Here is a 25299-nt window from a genome sequence, read left to right as displayed (position 1 = left end):
CCGTATGAACGGGAAGGCGTTCGTGGAGAGCGTCGGATACGTCGCTACTCGGCGTGTTCGGTAAGCAGGACCTTCGAGACGCCCTCGTCGACCTCGATCTCGAAGTCGAGGGCCGTGGTGGTTCGTTCGATGAACCGGAGCATGAACCACTTCATCGATTCGGTCGGGAAAACGACGTGGTATGTGTCGTCGTCGGTCGTCCGGACCGTGAGAAAGCCACAAAACGAGAGCCAGTCGAGTAGATCACCGAGGGTCAAAAACCGCTTTTCGTACTCGCTCGCGTGGTATTCCGAGACACGATCGGCGGACTCCAAGAAATCGGGATCCGGGTCGCCGGCTTCGGTTTCGACGTAGTCGAGAAAGCAGTGGAGGAAATCGACGTCGAGAAGGACGTGTTCGCCGCCCGCGAGCATCCGGTAGTAGACGCCGAGATCGACTTCCCTGTTGGCCGTCGCTGCCTCGAAGTTCGCGGCGTAGAACGTGAGCGCCTGCCGGACGAGTTCGCTGTGGCCGTCCTCGGTACGGTCGGTGAGCGTTTCGAGAGCAGCGCTTGCATCGTCGTCCAACGAGACCGTAACGCGATCGCCAGTCATAGTGGGTGACGGACCCATGCGGACAACACTCTTTCGTGGACGATTCAGCTGCTGTTCGTCGACCGTGTTCACCGCTTCGAGTGTGTCTCACCACATGGGAGTCATGTGATCAGGTCAGCGGCTCCGGTCCGGGTAGCAGGGAGACAGGAATCGGACGGTGTGATCGGTGGCCGGCTTTCCGACGAGAACGGGGACCCGGCTCCCCTCGAAGTTCTGACGCCGCAGGCCATGCTTAGCGCCCGGAACCGTTCGAGGATTCGTCCAGCACGGCTCTACGTTCGCGCTCGGCACGGATGTCGTCGACCGATTCGTTGGCGACGAGACGATCGAGTTTTTGCTCGAAGGCCGCCTCGTCGAGCTCGCCGGCGACGTACCGGCGTTTCAGGTCCGCGAGAGCGTCCTCGGTCGTCGGTTCGGGTGGCGAGACGAACTCGGAGATCCCGAATCCGTCGATGACGGGATAGCGTTGCTCGATCCGTTCGGCCGCGGTGCCGAACCGCTCGCTTCTCGGGATCGACAGCCGGCGCAGCGCGCTCCACGTCGCGACGGTCCCGGAGACAACGACGAGCACCAGCAGGAGTGCCACGATCGGGAGATAGGGGACAGCGAGCTCCGTGAGCACGCTGGCGAGCGCTGTGCCCGCCGCGAGCCCCGAGTAGGCGACCAACCCCGCGTAGCCGAGCACGACGGCCAGTAAGACGCTGGAGACCAGTAGAACGATCGACGAGATCGCGAGCGAGTGTCTGCGCAACCAGCCCATGCGAGCCGCTATGGCTGCCGGTCATTTATCTTTATCAGCAGGAGTTCACCCATTCCGGGATGGGAAGACAAACACGCTCTCGATGGCGGTCCCCAACCCGCTCGCAGACGCGGGTGCAAAAGAAACGAATCGTGAACACGCAATCCGCTGCTTCCGATCGATCTCGCACGTAACGTGTGGGGCGGTATTTCGTCGATCAAGCTACCGCTTTTCGCCGAGTCGAATGTAGTGGCGGCTCAGTAGGCGTCGATTTCGTTGATGGTCGCCGCTGCGATGCGGTCGGGATCGTCGCCGGGGTAGGAGACGACGAACTCCCAGTCCGCGCCGGCTGAAAGGTTCTGCTCGGCGACCCAGCCCTGTGCCAAGACCGCATCACCCTCGTCGAGGAACTGCACTCTGAGTCGTACCTCGTCGAGCAGACGTCCGGAGACGTTTCGCAACCGTCCGGCGATGGCCGTGCCGCCCTCGATATCAACGGTCAGCGACGCGCCGAAGAGGGCGACTGCACCGTCGGCGTACAGCGAGGCTTCCAGTCCGTTGTCGAGCGTTATCGTCCCGGAGCTGGGCGGCGTGGCGACCGTGCCGTAGGCGGGACCGTCGTCGAGACGGCCGTCGCCGAGGACGGTTCCCAGACCGGCGACCAGCAACGCCCCGCCTCCGGCACCGACGGCGACGAACTCCCTGCGATTCATGGATTCGTCCAGTCACTCCAGCGACGATAGCACTTCGGAACGCGGTCGTCGAGCGGACGAACGTGGTCGTGTCTCACACGCACCCGTCGTGCTCAGAAACCAATTTTCGAGTGTTACTCAATATGTACTCCGTTGCAACCGATACAGCTGGAAAGACGATATCGGCGCGAGCGTTACGAGCTCGGCCGTCCGAGCCGTTCAGGTGTTCTCAGACCACCGGCTGGTCGTCGATCACGCCGTTGTCGCGCGTCGCGATCGGCTGGAGGTCGGCCCACGTCCGACCGATGATGTGGTAGGCGACGACGCTGGCGGCGAAGCTGACGAACACGCCCACGATCGTCCCCAGAACGGGGATCGCGTTGAGCATGCCGGCGACGACCGCGGCGAGGACGATGACGCCGAGCGCCAGCAGCCATCCGGTGGCGTAGCGCTTGCTCGTCACGACCGGCCGCAGCGTGCCGATGTCGAAGCCAGCGCTCAGACGGCCGGTCGTGGCGAAGCTCGCGGTCGCAGCGGGGATCAGATACCACGCGGCGAGCCCGAGCACCACCGAGACGGCCAGCCCGAAGAGAAGGCCCACACCACCGAGCAGGCCCGCGCTCCCGCTCTCGGTCGAGAACGTGGCGATGACGCTCCCGCCAACGAGGACGAACCCGACAACAGCGGGAACGAGCCCGTAGACGAACGCGATCACGAACGCTTTCAGCCCGTCGACGAACAGTTCGCCCCACTCGCCGAACGCCGGAGCCGTCGCTTCGCCGTCGATCGCGCTCCGGAGAACGCGCACGAGGTAGCCCGACACGACGAACGCCGGGATGAGCAGGACGCTCAGAATCGAGAGCACGCCGCCGATGAGGATCGTTTTGGCGAGCTCGTCACTGTTCCGCAGGTAGGTTATCGAATCGCTGATCATTGTTCTCTCCGAGAGCGAACAGCCGCCGGAAGCGGCATGACTCCGTTCTCGACCGATAGTAGGCCGCCAGAGGAGATAACTGTTCCTCTATTTTCATGAATGCCGATACATTATCGCGAGTCGCTCCGTGAGCAGGCTGCGTCGAGATCACACTACCCCTATTTCCCGTCGAGGACGTCTCGCAGGACGACTGCGTTGTTGTGATCACGGTCCGTTGCGGCATACAGCAGCGTCAGGGTTCCGTCGTCGGCCAGTTCGCGGAGTTCGTCGACGACGTCCCGATCAGTCAGTTCGTCCCTGTACCGCTTTTCGAACTCGTCCCATCGGTCGGGATCGTGATCGAACCAGTTACGAAGCTCGTCGGAGGGCGCAACGTCTTTGGCCCAACGGTCCAGCGCCGCGTCTTCCTTCGAGACGCCACGCGGCCAGAGACGATCGACCAGCACGCGTGTCCCGTCCTCCGGTTCGGGTTCTTCGTAGATGCGCTTTGTCTGGATTGGCATGTACAATACGTGACTTGGATGGCAGTCGAGGTATAGTATTTGCCCATTTTCCGACGATCACGATCGGTACGACGTACTGAACGCCACGCCGAGTTGAGAAAACGATTCCAGCCGATTCAGCCGGTAGCTGAACCGATCGTATTTATCGACAGGATGAGGATGTCCCACCGGGCAAATCACGAATGATCACCGTATCGAACCATGTTCGAATTCCGGAAGCGCACGCCGAGACGTTCGTCGAACGACTCAAGACCAGTCACGGTATCGAAGACCAGCCGGGTTTCGTCGAGTTGCGGGTGCTTCGCCCGATCGACGCGGATGGGTATATCACGATGACAACATGGGAATCGCGGGGCGATTACGAAGCGTGGAAGGACGGTGTAGCGTTCGAACAGGCTCATGCGGATCGTTCCGCCGAGGAAACGTTTGCAGCACCGAACGAGGTCGACATTCACGAGGTCGTCGTCGAGCGATCGTCCGACTAAGGGCCCAATCTCAGTATCGACAAAAGGCGGTAGTTATCGGATCTCCGTCTAACCGTGACGGTGGATCGCGAAACGAGGGATTACGACTCGACGGATTCGAGGACGGCGTCGTACTCCGGCTCGTTCGTCGGATCGTCGGCAACCCAGTCGTAGACCACGGTGCCGTCCTCGTCGAGGACGTAGACCGCGCGGTTCGCGATGCCGTAGAGACCCAGCTCTTCGATGTCGATCTCCAGATCGTACGCCTGGATCGCCTCACGGCTCATGTCGCTCACGAGATCGAACTCGATGTCGTACTCCTCACGGAACGCGCCGAGCGAGAACGCCGAATCGGCGCTCACGCCGAGCAGGGTCGCGCCGGCGTCCTGGAACTCTTCTCGGTGGTCCTGCAGGGCGACCATCTCGTTCGTACACGGGGGCGTGAACGCACCGGGGAAGAACGCGAGAACGACCGGTCCGTCGCCGAGATGCTCGTCGAGTTCGAACGGTTCGTGGTCGCTCGTGCCGACCGTCGCGGAAAACGTGGGTGCAGTATCGCCGTTGGAAACCATCGTCCTACCCTACGAGCGGGACGGTCTTAAGGCTCACTCCGAACGTACGGGAAACCAGCAATGCAGGCCGCTCAGTCCCAGAGCGCGTACATCCCATCCTGAACCATCTCCGTTCGCCGCTGGCCGTCACGAACGACTGCCGGTGCGGTTCCCGAAACTGCCTCGACGTGACCGATGTCGATCGCGACGATACCCTCCTCGTCGAGGGCGTCGAGAGTCCCTGCGGCCTCATCGGCCGGCACCGTCACGAGCAACGCACCCGATCCCAGAACGCGCAGTGGATCGACCTCCATCGCGGCACAGAGCTCGCGGGTCGTCGGGCGGACCGGCACCGCATCGCCATCGAGGACGAGATCGGTATCGCTTGCTCGGGCGATCTCGACGAGCCCGCCGAGGACGCCACCCTCGGTCGGGTCGTGCATCGCGGTCGCGACGGGCGTACAGACGGCCGCTTCGGGCATCACACTCAGTTCGTCGAAAAACGAGTGCGCTCGCTCGAACGTGGCCTCGTCGGCGTCGATCTGTTCGTGGAAATCGGATGCCAATACCGCCGTGGCCTCGATTCCGGCACCTTTCGTGAGAAGCACGCGATCGCCCGGCGTGGCCGTCGTGGTCGAGACGAACCGATCGGTGTATCCCAGACAGGTCAGCGACAGCAACGGCCGTTCGAGGCCGGCGACCGACTCGGTGTGGCCACCGACGATCGTCAGCCCGAATCGTTCGCACGTCGCGTGCAACTGGCGGGTGATCGTATCGAGTACCTCTTCGTCAAGCTCCGGCAGCAGAACCGTCGAAACGACGTATTCCGGCACGCCACCCGATGCAGCGACGTCGTTGGATGCGACCGCGACGCCGATCCGTCCGATACGCTCGACGGCCAACGAGACCGGGTCGGTGCTGACGACGAGGGTTCCGGCCCCCGTCTCGATCGCGGCGGCGTCCTCGGCTTCGCGGGGGCCGACGAGCAGGTTCTCGTTCGCGTCGCCGGTCCGTGAGAACACGTACTGCTCCAGCTCCGCCGGTGAGAGCTTGCTCATGGGTCCCCGTTTGGCGAACGATCCCATTCGCCTTTTCATTGCGAACGCCCGTGCCCCCAGAACGTTCAATGTGATGCGAAACGATGAACGGCAGATGAGGGCCGCCCGCATCCACGAGTTCGGTCCGCCTGACGTCCTCAGCTACGAGCGTATGCCCCGTCCGGAGCCCCACGACGACGAGGTCCTCGTTCACGTTCGTGCCGCGGGCGTCAACCCGGTCGATTGTCGGCTTCGACGCGGTGTGACGACACAGATGCTCGCCGACGATCCGTTCCCGCTCGTTCTCGGGATGGACGTCGCGGGCGTCGTCGAAGAAATCGGTACGGCCGTCACCGACTTCGAGCGCGGCGACGCGGTGTTCGGCGTCAACGGCTTCCCCGATTTCGGTGGCTACGCGGAGTACGCGACGACGAGCACCGACCAGCTCGCTCCGATGCCCGACGCGCTCACGTTCACCGAGGCCGCCGGCGTGCCGGTCGTCGCCCGGACAGCCTGGCAGGCGCTATTTGAGTACGCCGACTGCACTGCCGGCGATCGAGTCCTGATCCACGGGGCGGCCGGTGGTGTCGGCCACATGGCCGTCCAGCTGGCCACGTCCACGGGAGCAGAGGTGGTCGCCACCGCTTCGGGATACAGCGAGCGCTATCTCCGCGAGTTGGGCGTCGACGAGTTCGTGAACTACCGCGAGGCGGCGTTCGAATCGGTCGTCGATCCCGTCGACATCGTTGTCGATACCGTCGGCGGCGAGACCCAGCGTCGCTCGGTCGACGCCCTCGCTGACGGTGGCGTGCTCGTCTCGGTCGTCGGTGCTCCCTCCGATCCGATCGCCGACGGCCGCGACATCGCCGTGCGGGCGGTGAGCGGGCGATCGGAACAGCCCGCGCTCCTCGCTACGATCGGCGAGGCGATCGACGACGGAACGCTGCACCCGACAGTCAGCACCGAAGTCCCACTCTCGGAGGCGGCGCGCGCCCACGAGATCGTCGAAACGGAGCACGTCCGTGGCAAGCTCGTTCTTGATGTCTAATCGATTTCCCGGGCCTCACGGGCTGATGACGATCTGACTCACGGTTCACGTTCCTGACGGTGGGGGAGCACCTGCCCCCAGACGTACTTATCGAGGAGTTCGACCCTCATGGGTTCCTCGACCGTGAGACAACACGAGAGGCGTGGATAGCCGAACCGGGCGGCTGCAGCATCGTGCCAGTGTGTCGGCTCCGGTGCGGGATCGACCGCGACGGTACAGGTCGCACACAGTCCCCGCCCGCCGCAGTTGGCGTGCTTCGAGAACCTCCCGTAGACCGAAAACCCCCGATCGAGCAGCGCATCGCGGAGGGTGGCCCTCGCTCGATCTCGACGATCGTTTCCTCGGTCTCGGTGACGACCGTCACGGGAACGCGCTCGCTCATGGCAAGCGTACGGACTCACGCACCCTGAACCCACTGCCGATGGGGACCGACTCGTCGCAACAGCACGCCAGAAGATCGAAAGCTATCGCTTGCTCTGTGGGCTAGGAATCGAGTGCCTGCCCGTGAGTGTGATGGAAGAAGCGCACGAGTGGACGGCCATCGTGATCCACGACAGGCTCGAAGCACACTCGTCGGTAGCGCTCGTTGTTAAGGAGGTTCACCATGAGCCCCGCATCGTGGACCGATACCGAGTCGTACGCGACGTTGCAGACCGGACACGTCTCGGGCTCGTCGCCGACATCGACGTCACCATCCATATCGGACTGCTCCCTTGCAGGCGACACGATCAACGAATCAGTGAGGGACGACTCGTCTCCCGGGGACGAATCGGTTTCATCCCACGGTTCGTGCGGACGTCCTCCTCGCGGAGCGTGACGTTCATCGCGGCGTAGCCATAGCGGGTCATCGACGAGAATAGGGCGTACAGCTGCTTTAGTGTGTTTCTCCGTGATCTCCCGTCAGGCGGACCACTCCGCATCGAGCAGGGTCTGGTGGACGACGTCCTCGCCGACGGCCTCGGCAAGCGCCTCAAAGCCGGCGCGCTCGCTGCGATCGCTCGCGTTCGCCACCAGTCGCGAGACGATGAACTCCGGTGTCGATCGACCGACGGTCTCGAACTGTGGTTGGTAGTCCACGTCGAGCGTCAGATCGTCGTTGAGGCCTCTGGCGAAGATGCCGTCGGTGCGCGCTCGGTCGGGGAGGGGTGCGAGATCGTCGGCGAGATGGGTGACGTAGACACCGATCGCGCCCGCATTGACAGCGAGACGCACGAGCCCATAGAGGAGGTCCGCAGCGCTCCCCGGTTCGGTGATCGCCTCGAACTCGTCGACGAGCATCAGCGTCCGGTCGCTGTCGGTCAGCGGCGGCACGATCGTCTGCAGCGTCGATTCGAGCACGCCCGCGTTGAAACTCGCGTGCCGGCGATGGAACACGATGGCATCGACACGACTGACCTCGGCCTCGTCGGCCGGCACGGGAAGGCCCATATGTGCGAGCACGACCACCTGACAGAGCGTCTCCAGCAGGGTTGTTTTCCCGCCGCTGTTGGCTCCGGTGAGCACCGAAACTCGATCGGCGGTCGGCACCGCGGCGGCACAGTCGTGATCGCCGACGGCGTACGTGACCGGCTGGACGGCCGTCTCCGTGGCCGCCACGAGCGACAGGTTGCGCGCGTTCACGGCCCCGACACAGCCCGACTCGACGAACGTCGGACGGGTCAGATCGTACGCGTCCACGAACCGGGCAAGCGAGAGCTGGAAGGCCGTCTCGTTCACCGCAGTGACGGCCGCCTCAATCGCATCACGGCTGTCGTCGAGAGCGGTTTCGAGATCGTCCACGACTGCCTGCTCGCGTGTCTCGAACGTTTCATGGAGCGTCGCGAGCAGCTCGCGGAGCCCCTGGGTTACGAAATCGGTCGCGTCGGCGGCGTCGGTGGGTGTCGCTTCGCGGACGCGCGGTGCGGGGAGTGGCGTCTCGGCGGCCACGTGGCTGACGAACGCCTCGCGGAACTCCGCGCTTGAGCGAACCCCGTCGGATTGGATGGCGTCGATGACGTCGATCCCCTGTGCATCGAGCTGTTCGACCGCCGCGAGCCGCTCGCGGGCCGTATCGAGGTCGTCGTCGACGCCCTCGCGGACGGTTGGATCGTCGCCCGTGGTGTCGAGCGAACCGAGCGCCGCGGCGGCGTCCGCGAGCGCGTCGGCATCGATCGCGTCGATCGGAGCGAACACGCCGGTGTGTACCCCGATCTCCTGGAGGGTAAGGACGGTCTCGACGGCAGCACGCTCGCCACCGTCCATCTCGTCGAAGTCGGCGAAGGCGTCGAGCACTGCCTCGCGGCTGGCATCGTCGAGCTCACGCCATGTCTCCGTTGCGAGCGTCACCGCGTCGAGGCGCTTGTCCATTGCATCGACCGACGTGAGCGGCGTCAACACGCGAATTCGGTCGCCGGCGTGCTCGGTGATTGCATGCTCCTGTGCCCGTGCGAGGAGGTCCTTGTAGACGCTGCGTGCGTCCGGCGTCGTGAGAATCCCCATCCCCTGTTCGCCGTGGGCGTGCCGGAGGATGCGCGTCGCTCGGCCGCGAGCGAGGCCGGCATCGGCGAGCGTTCCGATATCCATCCCCTCGATCGCGCGAATCGCCCGCTCGGTGCCCAGCCCCTCGTCGAGCGTGGTGGCTGTCTTCGGGCCGATCCCCCAGTAATCCTGCAGCGACATACCGCCGTTCGATCGCGAGTCACCAAATACTGCGTGGACGGTGTCTATCGCTCCGGTGTGTCTTGGCGAAACGGCTGCACCGGGTGGTCGTGTCGAACGCGGACGACAGCTCGTGAACCGACAGACAGTACTGGCTCGTGGCCCGTAGCTCTCGTATGCGTGTCGCTGCATTCACCGGAACCGATGGCCCCGACGACGTCGCCGTCCAGGAACGGCCCGACCCGACGCCGGCGGCTGGCGAAGCCGTCATCGACGTCGCAGCGTGTTCGATCAACCACCACGACCTCTGGATCCTTGAAGGCGACTCGGGGATGGTCGGGACGGACGAGCTCCCGTTCGTGAGTGGGCTCGATGTCGCCGGCGAGGTCGCCGCGACGGGACCGGACGTCGATTCGGTTGCGAGCGGCGATCGCGTCCTGTTGTGTCCCAACGAGACCTGTGGGACCTGTCGATACTGTCGTGAAGGGCCCGAAAACCGCTGTGAACAGTACAGCCTGTACCACGGCGGCCTTGCAGAACAGGCACTCGTCGATGCTGACCGACTCGTTGTGCTCCCTGAATCGGTGGATTTCACGGATGCGGCAGCGCTCCCGACCGCGTACATGACTGCTTACCACATGCTCCGGCGCACCGACGTCGGGGCGAACGATCTCGTCTTCATCCCCGGCGCGACCGGCGGCGTGGGTGTCGCCGGCGTACAGCTCGTCGATGCGCTCGGCGCGCGATCGATCGGGACGACGACCTCGGCGGCAAAGGCCGACCGACTGGCCGACGTCGGAGCCGACCACGTCGTCGAGTCGGGGGCCACGGACGAGATTCGAGCGGCCGTCGACGAAATCGGCGACCCTGACGCCGTTCTCAACCATCTCGGCGGCGAATACACCGCGTTGGGGCTGGCGCTGCTCCGACAGGGCGGTCGGATGGCCGTCTGTGGCCGTACTGCGGGCGATCGATCGACGATCGAGATCCCACAGCTGTATCTCGGACACAACCAGATCATCGGCAGCACGATGGGCACCCAGCCCGATCTCGAAACGCTTGTCGACCTCGCGGCGGATGGAGCGATCGAGCCGGTCGTTGACGACGAGTATGCACTTGATGAGACGGGCCAGGCGTTCGCCGATATGCAGCGCCGGGATGCGTTCGGCAAGCTCGTCGTGCAGCCGTGACCGACGGACGAAGGTGCAGCGAGCAGTTTTCTTCGACTGCCCGCTCCCAACGCACGGCTATGTCCGTTTTGACATTGCACTTAACATCGACGACACGCGTACTCGGCATCACGGCAAGTCTCGGCCATGCCCTCGTGCTTGACAGCTTCACGAGCGCCGAGAGTTCGCCTGCGTGAAATCACATGAGGATTGACTGCTCAGACCATGTTCTCTCTGAGCAGATCAACGAGGTATGAGTGCATGTTGCTGGCCGCTGACTGTCGTTCCCCTTCGACCGGAACTAATTTCTGTGAAACACGGGAGTGCTGGAGTATGTATCTCCCGCACTGGTTCTGGTGCGTTCGCTTTCGTACCTCCAACGGTGGCGGCGAGACTTACGTTGTCGCGCCACATCGTGCGGGCGCGAAACAGGCTATTGCCACCCCCGCTGAGCGCGTAATGGCCTACGAGAGCGTCGCGCCCCACGAACGCATCCCGCCATCGATGGCAGCACAGAGCTTCGACGGATACTATCCTCGCACCCGCGCCGCCATCGACGCCGGGCGTATGGCTATCCGTGGCGAGTGAGACCTCTATCCTGCAACCTGCCGATAGATCGCTTCGACTTCGAGCGCCGCGAGTGCCGCCAGAAACGGGAGCAACAACAGCCAGTAGTATCGCAGCGATTTGACGCCAAACGAGAGGGCGTAGAGGGCAACGAACCCGACGAGCACGATATCGATGGCTGACCGCTCCTGCACACGACCAGTCATGACCCGGACGGTGTAGAGTGCCGCCGGGATGAGCAGGTAGAGCATCTGCTCGGCAACCTGTGCGAGCTTTGCCGCCCAATCCATCGGTGCAAGCCACGGATTCAGGACGTCGTTTTCGAGCAAATGGCTCTCGGCGGCGAAAAAGCTCCACTCGACGCCACCCACCACAGACGGAACGCCCCACCACAGCAGTGGGAGGAAACTCACCACAACGGTTAGAAGGCCTGCACCGCAGAACGCGACGAATTGCCGGGCGTTGAGCCGTCCGATCGTGTGACGATACCATAGTAGTGCCGGAATTCCGAAAACAGCGTACTGCGAGAACAAACCGGCGACGGCGATGAGTGCACCCTGAACACTCGCCCGACGAATCTGCACCGCCATTAACAGGAATACGAGTGCGAACGACCGGACGTTGATGATGGTGCCGTTTAGCAACGGCAGCGCTGCGACGAACAAGAGTGCAGCAACGGCGGCCGTCTCACGCCGTGCGAAGCCCGATACCCACCGATAGAGCAGCCATGCGGCGAGGGCGTTCGCCAGTCCGACAAGCAAGTAAAAGACGGCGACGTAGTGACCCGTCTCGAACACTGCGAGATTGAGGTACTGCCAGAAGGGTGGTTTGTTATCGACGGCCGCACCGACATAGAGCGCGTTCCCGGAAGCGACATGCTCGGCGAGCGGTAGCCACACGTTCGCCGCATCGGACCAGAGATCGTTGCGGCCGATGAGCGCGCGCCCGAGCTGTTCAACCGACTGAGAGAGCGCGAGGACGAACAGTCCTATGATGACGAACGGTGGCCGTGTGAGAATTCCCACTCGCGTATTTGTTTGCATATCTCCGGCACATCCTCGCACGTATAATAAAGATACTACTGTCGGTCATATGCTCAAGGTCTCTGCCACTCTACTCAACTATTGTATTCCGTGCTGGGATTACGAATGCCGGCGAGCGTTGAGAGCATTCGACCGCCGTCGGCAATGTAATCACATCCATGAATCTCAATTTTCTATTTCATGCTGTTCGTATCGTCTAGATCGGCCAGCCGGCGCTATCGATCGAACCCGATGTCCGGCTTCGGTGCATCATGGCTGCTCGCTGTCGCCGGGCTGGCTGTGGTTGTTGATCGCATTTGTGTGCCTGTTGTGATGTCACAAGTACAGCTAGAGACTACGATCGGTGGATGTCTGGATAGTTGATAGTGGTATCTTCGAACTCACCGCCACCTATTGGAAAATATATCGTAACTTTTTTTTAGTAAGGTGATGCCTAATGCAGTGATGCTACGCAGCGATGGGAATCGCGAGGGAGAGACAGTAGGGGAGAATACGTCGCTTTCGGTCGATCGGCGGTCATATCTGAAGCTCGCGGGTGTTGCAGCCGGCTCGGCATCGATGCTTTCGGGCGCGGCGAGCGCGGCGTTCACGCGACGGGGGATCAAATTCAAGCGCACGGTCGATATGGTGGCGGATGCAGGCTGTGATCCGACGGGCAACGAGCCCTGCGACAGCAAGATTCGGAACGCGGCCGACGATCACACGCTGTTGAAGTTCCCGCCCGGCGAGTACAAGATCACCGAGAAAAACGTCATTCTGAATACGACGAACCTTGGCTTCCTCGGGGAGGGGGATGTCCGATTTACGGTGCCAGAGCGATACAACGAGAAGATGTTCGTCGTCGAGGACGGGACGGGGCTGCTCTTCGAGAACATCGACGTTGACCTGCGGGCGGCGGGGGCGACGCCGGGGCTCCATTTCGGGGTCGACGACGATCTCGAAGTCCACGATGTCGAGTATCTCGGACAGGGGATCCATCCAAACAGCGACCCGCGCGGCGGTGGCAACGGCAACCCCGCCGTCACCTACGCGCTCTATCCGATCATTCGATCGCCAGACGGGACGGGTACGGTCTCGAACGTCGTCGCGAAAAACGACGGGCTGATGGGCGCGTACAACCACGGTAACGGCCGCGTCGGCGTCTGGATCGGGATCAGTCACAAGGGGACGGTCACGCTCAAGAACTGCCAGTTCGAGGGCTTTCCCAACAACGGGCTCTACTGCAGTCGGACGGGCGGTGCCGTCCAGGTCGAAGGCGGCGTCTTCCGGAACAACGACATCACACAGGTCCGGCTCAGCAGCAGTGACAGCTACGTGAAAAACGCGGTCATCACCGCCGATTTCGACAACAGCAACAGCCCGAACCCCGGCGACACGCTCAACTCCCGCGGCGTGCGCTTCGAGGCCGGGAAGTTCGGCTATCGTGGCGCAAGCGTCGAGAACTGCGATATCACCATCGCTTCGACCCCACATTCGAGCGGCGGCGTCGTGGTCGGCAGCGACGGGGCCGATCACGCGATCCGGAACACGCGTATCAAGGTCGATGTCGACTCGATCCGTGGTGTCTACGCGAAGGCACCGGTCGGCTTCGGCAATCGTGGTCCGCCCCCGAAGCCCCACTCGACGACGCTTGAAAACGTGAGTGTGACTGGGTCGGCGTCCGGTGCCGACGCGGTCCGTATCGATCAGCGTGACGATTCGGTGGTGAAGGGCTGTTGTATCGACCAGAACGGAGGGAATCGTCACGGCGTGCGACTGGTTGACTCTGACGGCAGCAAAGTGGTCAACAGTACGATCGACGTCAATGGGCAGCGTGTCGTCGAGGACAACACGTGGGTCCGAACGCGCAATATCGATGCGAGCGGCTCTTGTCCGACGCCCAATCAGGGCGGGGGGAGACTTCCGCACACGCTCACGATAGAAGGAACGGGTTCACGTGCGGATTACACCTTTACAGTCAAGGGCGATCTTGAGAAAAGTACGGCCAACGGTGCGGATCGCAATGATGACGATACGATCTCGGGGCAGACAGCTTCTGGCCACACTAGCACAGGCCTCGACAGCTACACGTTCTCGGGAGAACTCGTGGCGTTCGATCTCGATGGTGAGGCGGCCGTCACACTGGATGGTCAATCAGCTCATGTCGGTCAACGCCCCGATCACGTACTCACAATAGAGGGAACCGGGTCGCGTGCGGACTACGAATTTACGGTCAGTAGTAATCTCTCAAAAAGCACTGCAAATGGTGCGGATCGCAACGGTGACGATACGATCTCAGGGCAGACGGCGTCTGGACATACTAGTACGGGTCTTGATAGCTACACGTTCTCGGGAGAACTCAAACGGTTCGTCCTTGATGGTGAAGCGACGGTCACTGTAGACGGCGAACCGGCCCACGTCGGCCAGCGTCCCGACCACGTACTCACGATAGAGGGAACCGGGTCGCGTGCGGACTACGAATTTACGGTCAGTAGTAATCTCTCAAAAAGCACTGCAAATGGTGCGGATCGCAATGGTGCGGATACGATTTCGGGACAGACGGCGTCTGGACATACTAGTACGGGTCTTGATAGCTACACGTTTTCTGGAGAACTCGAACGATTCGTTCTCGATGGTGAGGCGACGGTCACCGTAGACGGCGAACCGGCCCATGTCGGTCAACGTTCCGACCACGTGCTTACGATAGAGGGAACTGGATCGCGTGCAGACTACGAATTCACAGTTGGGAGTGATCTCTCGAAGAGTACGGCTAACGGTGCGGATCGCAACGGTCACGATACGATCTCGGGGCAGACGGCGTCTGGACATACTAGTACGGGTCTTGATAGCTACACGTTTTCGGGAGAACTCGAACGGTTCGATCTCGACGGCGAGGCAACAGTCACGTTGGACGGCGAACCAGTTGACGTCAACCAATCTTCCGACCACGTACTCACGATTGAGGGCATGGGTTCACGTGCGAACTACACGTTTACAGTTGGAAGTGATCTCTCGAAGAGTACGGCTAACGGTGCAGATCGCAACGGTCACGATACGATTTCGGGGCAGACGGCGTCTGGTCACACCAGCACAGGCCTCGACAGCTACACGTTTTCGGGAGAACTCGTCGCGTTCGATCTCGATGGTGAAGCGACGGTCACTCTCGACGGTAAACCAGCTCACGTCGGTCAGCGCCCTGACCACGTGCTCACGATTGAAGGGTCTGGATCGCGTGCAGACTACGAATTCACGGTCGAGAATGATCTCGCGAAAAGCACTGCAAACGGTGCGGATCGCAACAGTGCGGATACGATCTCGGGGCAGACGGCGTCTGGCCACACTAGCACAGGCCTCGACAGCTACACGTTCTCGGGAAGCATTAAACGACTCAATCTAAATGGTAGTGCAGATGTTCTTTTGGACGGCAATCGAATCGATCCGACCCGATATTGAGTCGTTTCTGATGGACGTTCCGACCGGCTTACAGTCGCTGGCGATAGTACTCGATCGTTCGTTTGAGTCCGTCGTCGAACCGTTATTTCGGCCGCCATCCAAGACTTCGGACTTTGGTTGGTTGAATCTAGCGCACAGCGCTGATCGTGCCTAGATTGATCTTCGACGATCATCGCTGCTCGCTTCAAGATGAAATTGTGTTATATGAATGAACCAAATCTAGCAGTTTAGGGTGCATGGCTACTTCTACACCACCGCCCTGAAGTAATCAATGAACCGCGCTGCAGACCATGTGTGCAATTGGTATAGTGCAGCATATCTTGTGGGCGATCTCCGCTAATGAATGTTTATGATGTGGCCAGTATCGAATGGATGGACTTATACCTCTCTCGCGTAGCCTTTTTGATGGCAACAGCCTCCTTCCCGCTACTATGACAGAAGACACCTCTGAGAACGCTTCTAGAACAGAGAAGAGAGATGCAATACTCGATGTCATAAAATACAATCCAAAAATAGCACTCAGTGTTGTCGTCCTCAGCATATTTGCTGCTGTGTTTGAGGGTATCGGACTAAGTTTCATATTACCTATCATCGAGTTGGTTCAGAGTGGTGGAGAACCGGCCCAGTCGGGACTTGCGGGCGTGTTTGCGGCAGCATATGAATTCTTGAATCTTCCGCTCACGCTCGGAACGGCGGTCGCAGGCGTCGGGCTTATTATGGCTGTCAGATACACATCTAGTTTCCTGGTTGCGTGGTTCCGGGAGGCACTTAGATCGTATTATACTCGTGACCTCCAAGTTGAGGCGTTCAACAACGCACTCAATGCACGCGTCTCTTATTTCGATGAAGAGGGTTCCGATGATATTCTGAATGCAATCATTACACAGACATACTATGCGGGTGATGCAATCAACCGCGGTATCAGACTTATCGAACAGTCTTTCCTTGCTCTCGTCTATATCCTGATTGCGTTTGCGATTTCACCGAAGCTCACCCTCATTTCTGGTGCTATTCTGGGAGTAGTTACCTATCTACTCCGCAGCGTCCTCGAACCTGGGTACGACATTGGCGATGAGGTTGCGGACGCAAACGAACGGCGACAGGAGGCAGCGCAAGCTGGCACACAGGGTATTCGGGATATCCGCATTTTCGGGATTGCCAACGAGCTCTATGGCGATTTCCGTGATGCTGTTGAACAGTTCACCCAATCCCGAATCACGCTCCGGCGAAATGAAGCTGCAATCCAGAATTTCTACAACATGGCGGTTGCAATATCTGTCTTCGTACTAATTTACCTTTCCCTGACTTTCGCAAACCTTGCGCTCGGTTCACTGGGCCTTTTCCTCTTCGCGATGTTCCGACTCGGTCCGAAAGCAAGTACTGCCAACCAGTTAATATACCAAGTTGAAAACAACCTACCCCATCTTGTCCGCACTCGAGCGTTCATCAACGAGTTGAGTCGTCAAGAGGAACCGAATGAGGCTAGCCGTTCCGCACCGAATAGCGTGGAATCAATCGAATTTGAGGATGTGTGGTTCTCCTATGACGGTGATGAGGATGTTCTTCGTGGAATCGATTTCGAAGCGGACGAAGGCGAATTCGTGGCATTTGTTGGGCAATCGGGAGCCGGGAAATCGACGGTAGTCTCACTACTTGCGCGAATGTATGAGTTAAACGATGGTGATATTCGCGCCAACGGAGCCTCCATCCAGGAGATGGACATTGCGGACTGGCGCGAGCATATTGCAGTCGTTCGCCAAGATCCCTTCATCTTCGATGATACACTCAGATACAACCTCACTATTGCCAATCGTGATGCTTCTCAACAGGAAGTCAAACGCGTGTGTGAGATTGCCCGCGTCGACGAATTCATCGATGATTTACCGAATGGATATGACACGCATGTTGGCGACAAGGGTGTGCGGCTCTCTGGTGGCCAGAAGCAACGAGTCGCGCTTGCACGTGCACTCCTTGAAGATGCTGATCTCTTAATTCTTGATGAGGCAACGAGTGATCTCGACTCAAACCTCGAAAAGGAGGTTCAAAGTGCAATCGAAACGATGGAGCGTGAATACATTATCGTCACAATCGCCCATCGGCTCTCGACTGTGAAGAACGCTGACCGGATATACACTGTCGAGAACGGGCGTATCTCGGAAGTGGGAGAACACAGCGAACTGGTGGACAACGGTGGAAAGTATGCGGAGCTGTATGCAATTCAGGCACGCGGTTGAGATTGGATACGATCAAGTAATTCTCTGACAATAAGCGTAGGCTGGCGATACGACAAAACTAAATCCGCCAATCCGACGAACACTTATAATTAGCAGGTGAACTGTCTCTCCATGCTCGACAGACGAGTCGAAGTGGTTACACCGACTGTCCACGATTACTACTGTAGAGATTAAAATCAGTGCTACATCCCGGATGCAGCGTTTTTCACATCAGATACTTTTTTGTTGATTACTCCACCGCTGTTGAAGAGGTTCCTAAGAGTATTCTATCGATTCCTGTAGTGGCAAACCTCACTCCGATCTGTGGGCTACTGACGCCAACTTGATCGTTGAATCACTTGACGCACGTTTTCGGAACCCTATTCGAAATATTCAGCAGTATTCGGAAAAACCTATCCAATAATGGGGACTACTGGTAAGATGAAAGTGAATGACGTGAATTCACTACCTGATGACCATCTTGGTGGTCAGGATGGTGGCTTGCTTTTTAGTGGAGGAGCAAATTCACTTGCTTCAACCATCAGACATCACGGAAAAACTGCTGACACTATTCACAATCCGTGGGGTCGATATCGGTCTCAATCGTGATGATGCGTGGAACCAAACAAAATCACAGGTTTCGGAGTGTTCAACAGTGTTCAATCTCGATAACTACTACATTGAGTCAAATTTCAAGACGATTCTCAACCAGGGGAAACTATCTGCAGTGTTTGGGGATCAAATCACCGCAGGATGGTGGGGGGGGGGGGTGTCCAGCACGGAATCGGATTGCTGAGCCTTTGTGCTCCAGTTGCCTACCAACAAGAACTATCAAACCTCTACATAGCTGCCTCTTACACCGACGATTTCGGCCGCCCTTGGGGATCGCACCTGACGATTGATGGCAAGATGGCGTGGTCAGAGACAGATTGTCACCACGACGGGTTTGGACTATCACGCCAGCAGAAACTTACACTCATTGTGGATGCCATCAAGAGGCGAGACGTCAAATTGCCAATCCGTGCCTGCTGGGAATCAACGAACGGTGAAAATTGTGGTCGCTGTGAAAAGTGCTGTCGGTCCATCGTGGGCCTCATGGTTGCTGGTGTTGATCCTACGGAATACGGCTTCCCCGTCGCCGAAGATTTCTTTGAACATGTCTGCGCGCAATTCGAGAACGACGGGTGGTCATTCGGGTTCGACGAGGTGTACATGTAATCAAATATCTGCCAATATACACCTGCACCCGATACAGTTGACGATCCGGAGACAGCTGCCTTCTATCGATGGCTCCGCGCGATTGACCCCGAGGATTACCGAGATTCAAGACAGTGAGGAATGAAACAGACGGTCAGAGATGGCTCTATTGAATCCGCCGACGGCGTAGGGATGGGGGCGTGAATCGCGGGTGTTTCCAACTGTGTTCGACTGCTAGCTGCGTGGATTCTGAAACCCCCAGCAGGGGTAGAGATAGTCCCGAATCGATCCGAGAGCGAGGACGGAATCTGTCCTCGCTCTCGGAATTGCTGGCGAAACCACTCTCGTGAATCCCCTCGCCCTCCAGCGATTAGCCTGCTTACCGTAATTCTTACCGTAATCGCTCAGTTGCCAGCAACATATGCAGGTTTTCGGGTTCCCTCTGTGGATTCAATAGAGCCGTCAGAGATACATTGGTTGGAGCGTTACCGTACCGTTGCTATGACATTACATCGCTTATTTATTCACGATTCAAACTATCCAAATCTGCTCTTCACGATCGACTGTAATCACATAATTTGCGACGCTATCGAAACTTACATCTGGTTTGAGGCTGATCATCTACTGAAATGAAACAACTTGACACAGTTATATCTAATATTGTTGGTGATGGTCGACTACTTACAGTCCAACCTGGTGGGAATCATGGGGATACATTGATATATAAAGGATTCAATAAATACATATCTGGGACAGATATTGACACAATTCCTCTCAATCAAGGAACTCCCCGAAGAGATTCACCTTATAAATTTCCTTCATTAAACCTACGGAGAAATGCGAAGACACTTCTTCTGAATGTAAAATATCTGAAAAAGGCGTTCAGAGACAATATTTCGGCGGTATATATGCATGGAGGTGCTGGTTTTAGTGATTTTTGGGAAGCAGGTATCGATTGCTACACAACGATTGCTCGTTACTTTGATTGCCCTATCATTATTGGGCCCTCAACTTGTCAATTCAACACCACTAATCCTACGCACATTTTTAATAATGTCGACAATGAGACGCACTTTTTTTGCCGTGAGAAATATTCTTATAAAAATATTGAAAATGCGGCAGCGGAGTGTAACCATGTTTCGGTCTATCTCGAAGACGATACTGCCCTATTTCTTGACAAGAAAGATCTGCCGGTTAACGAATTTGATGATCGATATACACTACTTGGAATGCGTACGGACAAATCTTCGGCAAGCCCGATAATCAAGGAAGACATCAAAAAACCAATTAAAGTTCGTGATGTTAGTCTCGCTGAAGAGTCTGTTGCCGGTTTGGTCAACGAGGTTGCGAAAGCTTCCTATGTGTATACGGACAGATTACATGTGATGATTCTTGCGTCAATATTAGAAAAACCAGTCACAGGATTTGATGTTACATATTATAAGAATCGTGGTGTGTATGAATATTCGCTCTCAAATTCTCCTAACGTAGACTTTCAGTATCTTCGGTAGGGCGCTGATAGCATGGTAGCTGTTTGCCGCAAGCTACCAATTTCTACTGATGATATATCGAAAAGACTCACAACCACCCCATCAGTATCTGTCATTCATAACTGTTATATTGACGGCGTATTCATGCCATCTTGTGTCATCAAATCCAACTATCTCTGTCGTTATGGGGGCACATAATGAAGAGCAGTATATCTCGGAAAGTATTGAAAGTGTCTTACGGCAGAATTTCAATGATTACGAATTTCTCATAATTGACGACGGGTCAACAGATAATACACCCTCAATTATTGAACACTATTCAGAATGTGATGACCGAATCAAGATAATCACTAACAGCTCTAATAAGGGATTGATGGTATCTTTGAACAAAGGTATCGCAGAGGCTCGGGGCGAATACATCGCACGAATGGATGCCGATGATCGATCTTTACCAGAGCGTTTTGCAAAGCAAGTCCAATTTTTAGATGCGAATCCTCACACACATCTCGTCGGTTGTTCTGTTCGTTACATAGGACCCCACGGTGACCCATTAGGCGTATGGTCCTGTTCACCAAGCACAAATGGTCCTGAAGGGTTGATGGAAAATGGAAAAGACATGGCTCATGCATCTGTGTTGATGAGGAAATCATCGATACGGGCGGTGAATGGTTATCGTGAACCTTTTGCCTTAGCAGAAGATCTTGATCTATGGGTTCGGTTGGCCCGAAAATTCGGGCCTAAGTTTAGCAGCGTCCTTCCGGATATTCTCTTTGAATACCGAATCACACCCGACTTATATAGAAGACGCAACATCGGTGAAATTTACGGATCTCATGTTGGTGAGCTTGTTGGTGAGGAGGAAAAATTACAAGCCCGTATCTCTGCACACCTTGAGCAAGCCACTACTGAACTTTCTCCAGCCCGATATACATCGATGTACCACATCACAGCTGGGAGACTGCTACGAAATTATGGGAACAATACAAAAGCAGCCAAGCATTTTCTTACTGCACTCCGATATGACCCTGCATTTTTCACAAAGACTGGTTTCCAACTCCTTTTGGATCGGTAGAGTAGTCGGGCTACCAACGATATGTTGAGTTGGTTACATTTTGCTAGTCATTCTTTTCGATTGCTCTTGTGAAGTATATGTTGCTGAGTCAGAACATTTTCCGGAGAACGTGTTTCAACGCTTCTCGACCAGGTTTGCGGTAGATCCGGCGTCGTAGCTGAAACGCTTTCGGATAGTGCACGAGCTTGTTCTTCGAAACGCCTCAATGGGGTTGAGAGCCACGGGCGCACTAGTGACCCGTGGCTCTCACAGGTGTTCACGTGAGCTTCACCGTCGACGTACCGGTTGTCCGCATGGATGACCAACTCGCAGTGAAATCGCTCGTCGTCATCCAGTGGAACATACGCACGAAATCCATCCGTGTAGACCGTCAATGTCTCCTTCTCGCGAATCGCGAGAAGGGGCCGGACCGTCGATTCGTCAGCTGATTTCGCCGGACGATGTATCGCTTCCCGCTACCGCGATCGACGAAGGTGAACACCGGCGGTTTGTCGCCCTCGTAGGTTCTATGCCCGCGCATGGAAAGGCCTCGAGAGCGCGACGGTAATGATCCAGGCACGCTCTGCAAGTTCGTCCAGAGATCTATGATTAGAAGGCTGTTACTGCTGGTTCACAGAAATCACGAAATCGGTGAATCGGGATTTATATGGTGTCGGTCAAAACAGTCGTATTCAGGTGTGTAATGAGGGGATTCAGCCATTACTGATTCGCCCGGACGAGATTACGGTAAACATTACAGTAAACACCTAACTGGATTAGATCGCTATACACCCGGTGTACGGCTTTCTTCGATCGTTATTTCTCTTCCGTGAATCTACTTTCAAAGCTTCGGTTACCCATTACTGTCGCGCTCGCGACCCTTCAGCCCAGCAGAAACGTACAGTCCGTCGATCTCGACGGGATCGCACGGCTCGGACCGAAGGCGCGTCGAGCGCTGTGGCGAAACGCTCGACGCGCCGGTGAAGTGTCTTGTATGAGATATCGAGTTCAACGGTAAGTTGGCGGATACTGATGTTGAACCGGATGACGCATAGATCGCGAAGAGCCACTCGTCGAGCGCAATCTTCGCGTGCGCAAAGATCGTGCGAGTCTTATTATTGAATGTCGCTAGTTGTCCACTCTTTCGGTCACGGTACGAGCAGATACGTTGAAAGAGACCAGACGTGAGGCGGGATCAGAGTGTAACCCGCTTGGAAGGCAGTTCCCTGAGAGAATCTGTCGAGTTGCGAACCTCTCGTCGGTCATTCCTGGATCTACGTGAGCGTAGAAAGTGGCTGTCGCTCCTCGCCAGCCTCGCTTCGACCGAAGCGAGGCGGCTCAGGCGAGTCCGTGATCGCATCCCGCCGGCAATCCTACCCCGTTCGTTCGATACTTCTCCTTCCAACCGAGTTCATCGTCCAACACCTGTTCGACTCCGTGGAGAAACGCATCACCGAACGTGAACTCCACCGGGAGTGCTCGCCCGCCACGTTGTGGCGCGGCGAGCACCGCCCACTGGAGCACGACCCACAGCTGCTCTAACAGAAACCCAACGCCCACGTAGAACAACCGGATCGTCGTCGATGGCGTTGTTGTGAGGGCACGCGCTTCGCGGAACTTCTCGTAGCTCTTCTCGATCCGTGAGCGCTTGTTGTAGACTGTCGCGACCTGTCGCGGCGTGCGGTCTTCCAGACCGTACGCCGCGTATCCCGTCCGTTTTACCCCCGACTTCCCTCGATCTCCGTTGTGGTAGGTGACGTTCACCGCTAGTGGATACGTCTGTTCGTGCTCTTTGCCTTCACAGATCGTCTCTTCGGTCATATACGACGCGTTGACCGAGAGCTTCCGCCGGAGCGAGTCTTTCCCGGTCTTGACCGGAAAGACTGGCGGCGCAGTCTCACGAAGTACCCCGATCAGTTCCCCGTTGAAGGCAGCTCTATCGATGAGAATCTGCTTGGTCTCGAAGGGATAGGTCTCGACGCGGGCGAGCACGCGCTCGACCGCGTCAGCCTTGCTGTCCTCGCCAGCTACTGGCTCTACGGCGAGAGTCAGTGGCTTTCCCCGGGCGATGACGAACGCTGTACAATAGCGGTGACACTTCGTTGTTCCGTCACGGGCTTGCATCCTCCTGAACTCGTCTTCGTCCTCTGGGTGGCCGTGGAACGGGTTGTCCATGAAGTCAATACAGACGGTTCTCGACCCGCCACGGTCGAGAACCGTCATTGCGACCAACGCAAGAATGTCGTTCACAGCGTCCAGCATGGCGGGTTTCTGGAGGGTGTGGAGCCAGTCCATCACAGTCTTGCGGTTTGGCGTATCGCTGGTCTTCGTCGTGACCCCGTTGATCGATGTCGTTCCAACGGCGGCCCGAAGCACGACTTCCATGATCCCCTCGGGATCGAGGACGGAGCCCTCGATCCCTTCCATCGGAATCAGCTCCAGCATCTCCAGAGCAAGAGATTTCAACTGGCCGTTCGAAAGGAACTCGTCCGGATCTGTGAGAACTTCCTTGAGCAAGGGTAGGTTCATCACGAGAACATCCGGACAGCGGGTGAATCAGGTCACTGATTCATCCGCTTCATTCCTACAACGTATCAGCTATTGGGCTGTTGAGCCAAAGTGGACAACTAGCGAATGTGCGGTTACAATCTTTACAGGGCCGTGTTTAATCGCTAGACAACGTCGGATCAGGTCGCCAGAGTGACGGAGTTGAAGCGGAAGACAGCGAAGTATGTCAACGCAAATCTTCCGCTTCACCGAACGTGTTGTCTTCGCCGTCAAAAGGGTTGCCGATGATTGGGACGAACCCGCCGCCCCGGAAGGTGGCGGCGGGTTCACCGATGCAGCGATGATATCCATCCACTGTCTCCGGATTTACCTCGATACGACCTACCGGATGACGATCGATGTGTTGACGGAAATGCCACGAATATCGCGGGAGATCGGCCTTGAACCGACCGATCTCCCGCATCCCTCGACGTTATGTCTCGCTTTCGATAGAATTGAGATGGCGGTCTGTCGGACACTTCTCCAGCAGTCTGCGCAGTTTCATAACACTGGGCCGATCGGAGCGATCGACGCTACGTTCTTCGAGCGCTCGCCTGCGAGCCGCTCGTACTGCAACAAGACAAAATACGAAGTACAGGACCTCAAAGCCACGAAACTCGTCGATACAGAAACAAATATCATCCTCGATTTGCACTGTACGACCACCAGAGAGGGAAGTGACGCCGACATCTGCAAGCAACTCGCCCGTCGGCAGGCGGACGAGTTGCAGATCCTCACTGCTGACAAAGGCTACGACTGCACGTGGCTGCGTGAGTACCTCCGTGAGGATCTTGACCTCCGACCGTTGATCAAGCACTGCATCAACAAGCCCTACGATCACGCCCACAACGCCCGAATTGACGACGATCTCTACCACCAGCGCTCCATGTCAGAAACCGTCTTCTCCTCGGTCAAGCGCTCGCTGGGCGTCGCCCTGCGAGCGCGGACATGGTATCGGGAATTTCGTGAGATCGCGTTGATGTGTGCGGTGTACAACATTAAGGAGGCCGCAAAACAGGAAATTCCACTTCCGTCATGCGATTAAACACGGCCCTTTACAGAGATACCGTTGAAAAGCTCTGTAGCTGCCGTATTTGATTACCGGCTCAGACCGGCAGCGCGAGCACTGGAAGCCATCGCGCTAGCGGACCCGCTCCAGCAGGTCCACGGCCCTCATCTCCGAACTCAGTGTGGCGAAGGGAAACATGCTATTGGGTGACGCTTCGTATCACCCTTGCCCGCTACGCTTTCTCAGCTACAGCTACTCTACCAACGATCTCCTTCACAAGAGCGCTTTCGATAAAATGGCTTTCTCTGGATGAACTGAAATCCTTGGCCAATGCTCTGATCGTATTCAATTCAGCAACCTTTTGAAGCGGAACAACCATCTAT

21 protein-coding genes and 4 pseudogenes are annotated in these 25299 nt (G+C 57.6%); 10 read left to right on the top strand and 15 right to left on the bottom strand.

Annotated features, from left to right (window positions below; translation table 11 throughout):
• Window positions 1-44: 44 nt before the first annotated feature.
• The 5 genes from MUK72_RS13730 to MUK72_RS13710 all read right to left on the bottom strand — a co-directional run bounded on the left by MUK72_RS13730 (window position 45) and on the right by MUK72_RS13710 (window position 3461).
• Window positions 45-593 carry a ribbon-helix-helix protein, CopG family gene (locus tag MUK72_RS13730; protein WP_244702147.1) on the bottom strand — a complete coding sequence of 183 codons (549 nt, stop codon included), beginning with the start codon at window positions 591-593 and terminating at the stop codon, window positions 45-47.
• Between the two features lie 232 nt (window positions 594-825).
• Complete coding sequence (locus MUK72_RS13725; RefSeq protein WP_244702135.1) at window positions 826-1353, bottom strand: SHOCT domain-containing protein; 528 nt, start codon at window positions 1351-1353, stop codon at window positions 826-828.
• A gap of 236 nt (window positions 1354-1589) precedes the next feature.
• Entirely contained in the window at window positions 1590-2045 is a 456-nt protein-coding gene (locus MUK72_RS13720) for an FxLYD domain-containing protein (protein ID WP_244702133.1), read from the bottom strand.
• Between the two features lie 208 nt (window positions 2046-2253).
• Complete coding sequence (locus MUK72_RS13715) at window positions 2254-2958, bottom strand: DUF4013 domain-containing protein (RefSeq protein WP_244702124.1); 705 nt, start codon at window positions 2956-2958, stop codon at window positions 2254-2256.
• Window positions 2959-3116: 158 nt separating this feature from the next.
• Complete coding sequence (locus MUK72_RS13710) at window positions 3117-3461, bottom strand: DUF488 domain-containing protein (RefSeq protein WP_244702122.1); 345 nt, start codon at window positions 3459-3461, stop codon at window positions 3117-3119.
• A 182-nt stretch (window positions 3462-3643) separates the two neighbouring features.
• On the opposite strand from MUK72_RS13710, the gene MUK72_RS13705 reads away from it, so the two are divergent.
• Entirely contained in the window at window positions 3644-3946 is a 303-nt protein-coding gene (locus MUK72_RS13705) for an antibiotic biosynthesis monooxygenase family protein (protein WP_244702120.1), read from the top strand.
• 80 nt (window positions 3947-4026) lie between these two features.
• Here the strand turns inward: MUK72_RS13705 and MUK72_RS13700 are convergent, their stop codons facing one another.
• Entirely contained in the window at window positions 4027-4497 is a 471-nt protein-coding gene (locus MUK72_RS13700; protein WP_244702118.1) for a redoxin domain-containing protein, read from the bottom strand.
• A gap of 71 nt (window positions 4498-4568) precedes the next feature.
• The gene (locus MUK72_RS13695) at window positions 4569-5534 is read right to left on the bottom strand and encodes an AIR synthase family protein (RefSeq protein ID WP_244702117.1); all 966 of its coding nucleotides are present in this window, start codon (window positions 5532-5534) and stop codon (window positions 4569-4571) included.
• Between the two features lie 94 nt (window positions 5535-5628).
• On the opposite strand from MUK72_RS13695, the gene MUK72_RS13690 reads away from it, so the two are divergent.
• A complete protein-coding gene (locus MUK72_RS13690) occupies window positions 5629-6561 on the top strand; it encodes an NADP-dependent oxidoreductase (RefSeq protein WP_244702115.1) in 933 nt (310 codons plus the stop codon).
• Between the two features lie 38 nt (window positions 6562-6599).
• Here MUK72_RS13690 and MUK72_RS13685 read toward each other — a convergent pair.
• From MUK72_RS13685 to MUK72_RS13675, 3 genes and pseudogenes are all read right to left on the bottom strand, one after another.
• A pseudogene (locus MUK72_RS13685) lies at window positions 6600-6943 on the bottom strand (2Fe-2S iron-sulfur cluster-binding protein).
• 101 nt (window positions 6944-7044) lie between these two features.
• Window positions 7045-7260, bottom strand: a complete 216-nt coding sequence (locus MUK72_RS13680) for a DUF8145 family protein (protein WP_244702103.1) — start codon at window positions 7258-7260, stop codon at window positions 7045-7047.
• Window positions 7261-7461: 201 nt separating this feature from the next.
• Window positions 7462-9219: a MutS-related protein gene (locus tag MUK72_RS13675; protein WP_244702101.1), complete on the bottom strand. Its 1758-nt coding sequence runs from the start codon at window positions 9217-9219 to the stop codon at window positions 7462-7464.
• 155 nt (window positions 9220-9374) lie between these two features.
• Between MUK72_RS13675 and MUK72_RS13670 the strand changes: the two genes are divergently transcribed.
• A complete protein-coding gene (locus MUK72_RS13670; protein WP_244702099.1) occupies window positions 9375-10388 on the top strand; it encodes an alcohol dehydrogenase catalytic domain-containing protein in 1014 nt (337 codons plus the stop codon).
• 312 nt (window positions 10389-10700) lie between these two features.
• On the top strand, window positions 10701-10955 hold the full coding sequence (locus MUK72_RS13665; protein WP_244702098.1) for a hypothetical protein: 255 nt from the start codon (window positions 10701-10703) through the stop codon (window positions 10953-10955).
• 5 nt (window positions 10956-10960) lie between these two features.
• Here the strand turns inward: MUK72_RS13665 and MUK72_RS13660 are convergent, their stop codons facing one another.
• Window positions 10961-11977: a hypothetical protein gene (locus MUK72_RS13660; RefSeq protein ID WP_244702097.1), complete on the bottom strand. Its 1017-nt coding sequence runs from the start codon at window positions 11975-11977 to the stop codon at window positions 10961-10963.
• Window positions 11978-12421: 444 nt separating this feature from the next.
• Here MUK72_RS13660 and MUK72_RS13655 point away from each other — a divergent pair, with 444 nt between their 5' ends.
• The 5 genes from MUK72_RS13655 (at window position 12422) to MUK72_RS13635 (ending at window position 21381) form a co-directional block, all read left to right on the top strand.
• The gene (locus tag MUK72_RS13655) at window positions 12422-15409 is read left to right on the top strand and encodes a hypothetical protein (RefSeq protein WP_244702096.1); all 2988 of its coding nucleotides are present in this window, start codon (window positions 12422-12424) and stop codon (window positions 15407-15409) included.
• A 431-nt stretch (window positions 15410-15840) separates the two neighbouring features.
• Complete coding sequence (locus MUK72_RS13650) at window positions 15841-17643, top strand: ABC transporter ATP-binding protein (RefSeq protein WP_244702094.1); 1803 nt, start codon at window positions 15841-15843, stop codon at window positions 17641-17643.
• 451 nt (window positions 17644-18094) lie between these two features.
• Window positions 18095-18418, top strand: coding sequence for a hypothetical protein (locus MUK72_RS13645; RefSeq protein ID WP_244702092.1), 324 nt, complete (start codon window positions 18095-18097; stop codon window positions 18416-18418).
• Window positions 18419-19448: 1030 nt separating this feature from the next.
• The gene (locus tag MUK72_RS13640; RefSeq protein ID WP_244702091.1) at window positions 19449-20330 is read left to right on the top strand and encodes a polysaccharide pyruvyl transferase family protein; all 882 of its coding nucleotides are present in this window, start codon (window positions 19449-19451) and stop codon (window positions 20328-20330) included.
• Window positions 20331-20463: 133 nt separating this feature from the next.
• A complete protein-coding gene (locus MUK72_RS13635; protein WP_244702089.1) occupies window positions 20464-21381 on the top strand; it encodes a glycosyltransferase family 2 protein in 918 nt (305 codons plus the stop codon).
• An 88-nt stretch (window positions 21382-21469) separates the two neighbouring features.
• Here MUK72_RS13635 and MUK72_RS13630 read toward each other — a convergent pair.
• From MUK72_RS13630 to MUK72_RS13620, 3 genes and pseudogenes are all read right to left on the bottom strand, one after another.
• A pseudogene (locus tag MUK72_RS13630) lies at window positions 21470-21922 on the bottom strand (transposase); the annotation flags it as partial.
• Window positions 21923-22225: 303 nt separating this feature from the next.
• Window positions 22226-22540, bottom strand: a pseudogene (locus MUK72_RS13625) (IS1595 family transposase); the annotation flags it as partial.
• Window positions 22541-22698: 158 nt separating this feature from the next.
• Window positions 22699-23889, bottom strand: coding sequence for an ISH3 family transposase (locus MUK72_RS13620; RefSeq protein WP_004051515.1), 1191 nt, complete (start codon window positions 23887-23889; stop codon window positions 22699-22701).
• A 202-nt stretch (window positions 23890-24091) separates the two neighbouring features.
• On the opposite strand from MUK72_RS13620, the gene MUK72_RS13615 reads away from it, so the two are divergent.
• Window positions 24092-24952 (top strand): IS5 family transposase, encoded by an 861-nt coding sequence (locus tag MUK72_RS13615; RefSeq protein ID WP_244702087.1) that lies wholly within the window; start codon window positions 24092-24094, stop codon window positions 24950-24952.
• 9 nt (window positions 24953-24961) lie between these two features.
• On the opposite strand, the pseudogene MUK72_RS13610 reads toward MUK72_RS13615, so the two are convergent.
• Window positions 24962-25114, bottom strand: a pseudogene (locus MUK72_RS13610) (transposase-like zinc-binding domain-containing protein); the annotation flags it as partial.
• Between the last annotated feature and the right edge of the window lie 185 nt (window positions 25115-25299).

Source organism: Halococcus dombrowskii (assembly GCF_022870485.1).
Classification (GTDB): domain Archaea; phylum Halobacteriota; class Halobacteria; order Halobacteriales; family Halococcaceae; genus Halococcus; species Halococcus morrhuae.
The sequence above is the reverse complement of the archived record's forward strand: the minus strand, read 5'-3'. Positions and strand labels throughout refer to the sequence as shown.

Excerpts from the sequence above, each read along its gene's own strand:
- MUK72_RS13650 (WP_244702094.1), top strand. The coding sequence starts at position 15,841 with ATGACAGAAGACACCTCTGAGAACGCTTCTAGAACAGAGAAGAGAGAT.
- MUK72_RS13665 (WP_244702098.1), top strand. The coding sequence starts at position 10,701 with ATGTATCTCCCGCACTGGTTCTGGTGCGTTCGCTTTCGTACCTCCAAC.
- MUK72_RS13730 (WP_244702147.1), bottom strand. The coding sequence starts at position 593 with ATGACTGGCGATCGCGTTACGGTCTCGTTGGACGACGATGCAAGCGCT.
- MUK72_RS13715 (WP_244702124.1), bottom strand. The coding sequence starts at position 2,958 with ATGATCAGCGATTCGATAACCTACCTGCGGAACAGTGACGAGCTCGCC.
- MUK72_RS13655 (WP_244702096.1), top strand. The coding sequence starts at position 12,422 with ATGCTACGCAGCGATGGGAATCGCGAGGGAGAGACAGTAGGGGAGAAT.
- MUK72_RS13690 (WP_244702115.1), top strand. The coding sequence starts at position 5,629 with ATGAGGGCCGCCCGCATCCACGAGTTCGGTCCGCCTGACGTCCTCAGC.
- MUK72_RS13620 (WP_004051515.1), bottom strand. The coding sequence starts at position 23,889 with ATGAACCTACCCTTGCTCAAGGAAGTTCTCACAGATCCGGACGAGTTC.
- MUK72_RS13615 (WP_244702087.1), top strand. The coding sequence starts at position 24,092 with ATGTCAACGCAAATCTTCCGCTTCACCGAACGTGTTGTCTTCGCCGTC.
- MUK72_RS13720 (WP_244702133.1), bottom strand. The coding sequence starts at position 2,045 with ATGAATCGCAGGGAGTTCGTCGCCGTCGGTGCCGGAGGCGGGGCGTTG.
- MUK72_RS13680 (WP_244702103.1), bottom strand. The coding sequence starts at position 7,260 with ATGGATGGTGACGTCGATGTCGGCGACGAGCCCGAGACGTGTCCGGTC.
- MUK72_RS13675 (WP_244702101.1), bottom strand. The coding sequence starts at position 9,219 with ATGTCGCTGCAGGATTACTGGGGGATCGGCCCGAAGACAGCCACCACG.
- MUK72_RS13710 (WP_244702122.1), bottom strand. The coding sequence starts at position 3,461 with ATGCCAATCCAGACAAAGCGCATCTACGAAGAACCCGAACCGGAGGAC.
- MUK72_RS13695 (WP_244702117.1), bottom strand. The coding sequence starts at position 5,534 with ATGAGCAAGCTCTCACCGGCGGAGCTGGAGCAGTACGTGTTCTCACGG.
- MUK72_RS13640 (WP_244702091.1), top strand. The coding sequence starts at position 19,449 with ATGAAACAACTTGACACAGTTATATCTAATATTGTTGGTGATGGTCGA.
- MUK72_RS13660 (WP_244702097.1), bottom strand. The coding sequence starts at position 11,977 with ATGCAAACAAATACGCGAGTGGGAATTCTCACACGGCCACCGTTCGTC.
- MUK72_RS13670 (WP_244702099.1), top strand. The coding sequence starts at position 9,375 with ATGCGTGTCGCTGCATTCACCGGAACCGATGGCCCCGACGACGTCGCC.
- MUK72_RS13705 (WP_244702120.1), top strand. The coding sequence starts at position 3,644 with ATGATCACCGTATCGAACCATGTTCGAATTCCGGAAGCGCACGCCGAG.
- MUK72_RS13700 (WP_244702118.1), bottom strand. The coding sequence starts at position 4,497 with ATGGTTTCCAACGGCGATACTGCACCCACGTTTTCCGCGACGGTCGGC.
- MUK72_RS13725 (WP_244702135.1), bottom strand. The coding sequence starts at position 1,353 with ATGGGCTGGTTGCGCAGACACTCGCTCGCGATCTCGTCGATCGTTCTA.
- MUK72_RS13645 (WP_244702092.1), top strand. The coding sequence starts at position 18,095 with ATGACCATCTTGGTGGTCAGGATGGTGGCTTGCTTTTTAGTGGAGGAG.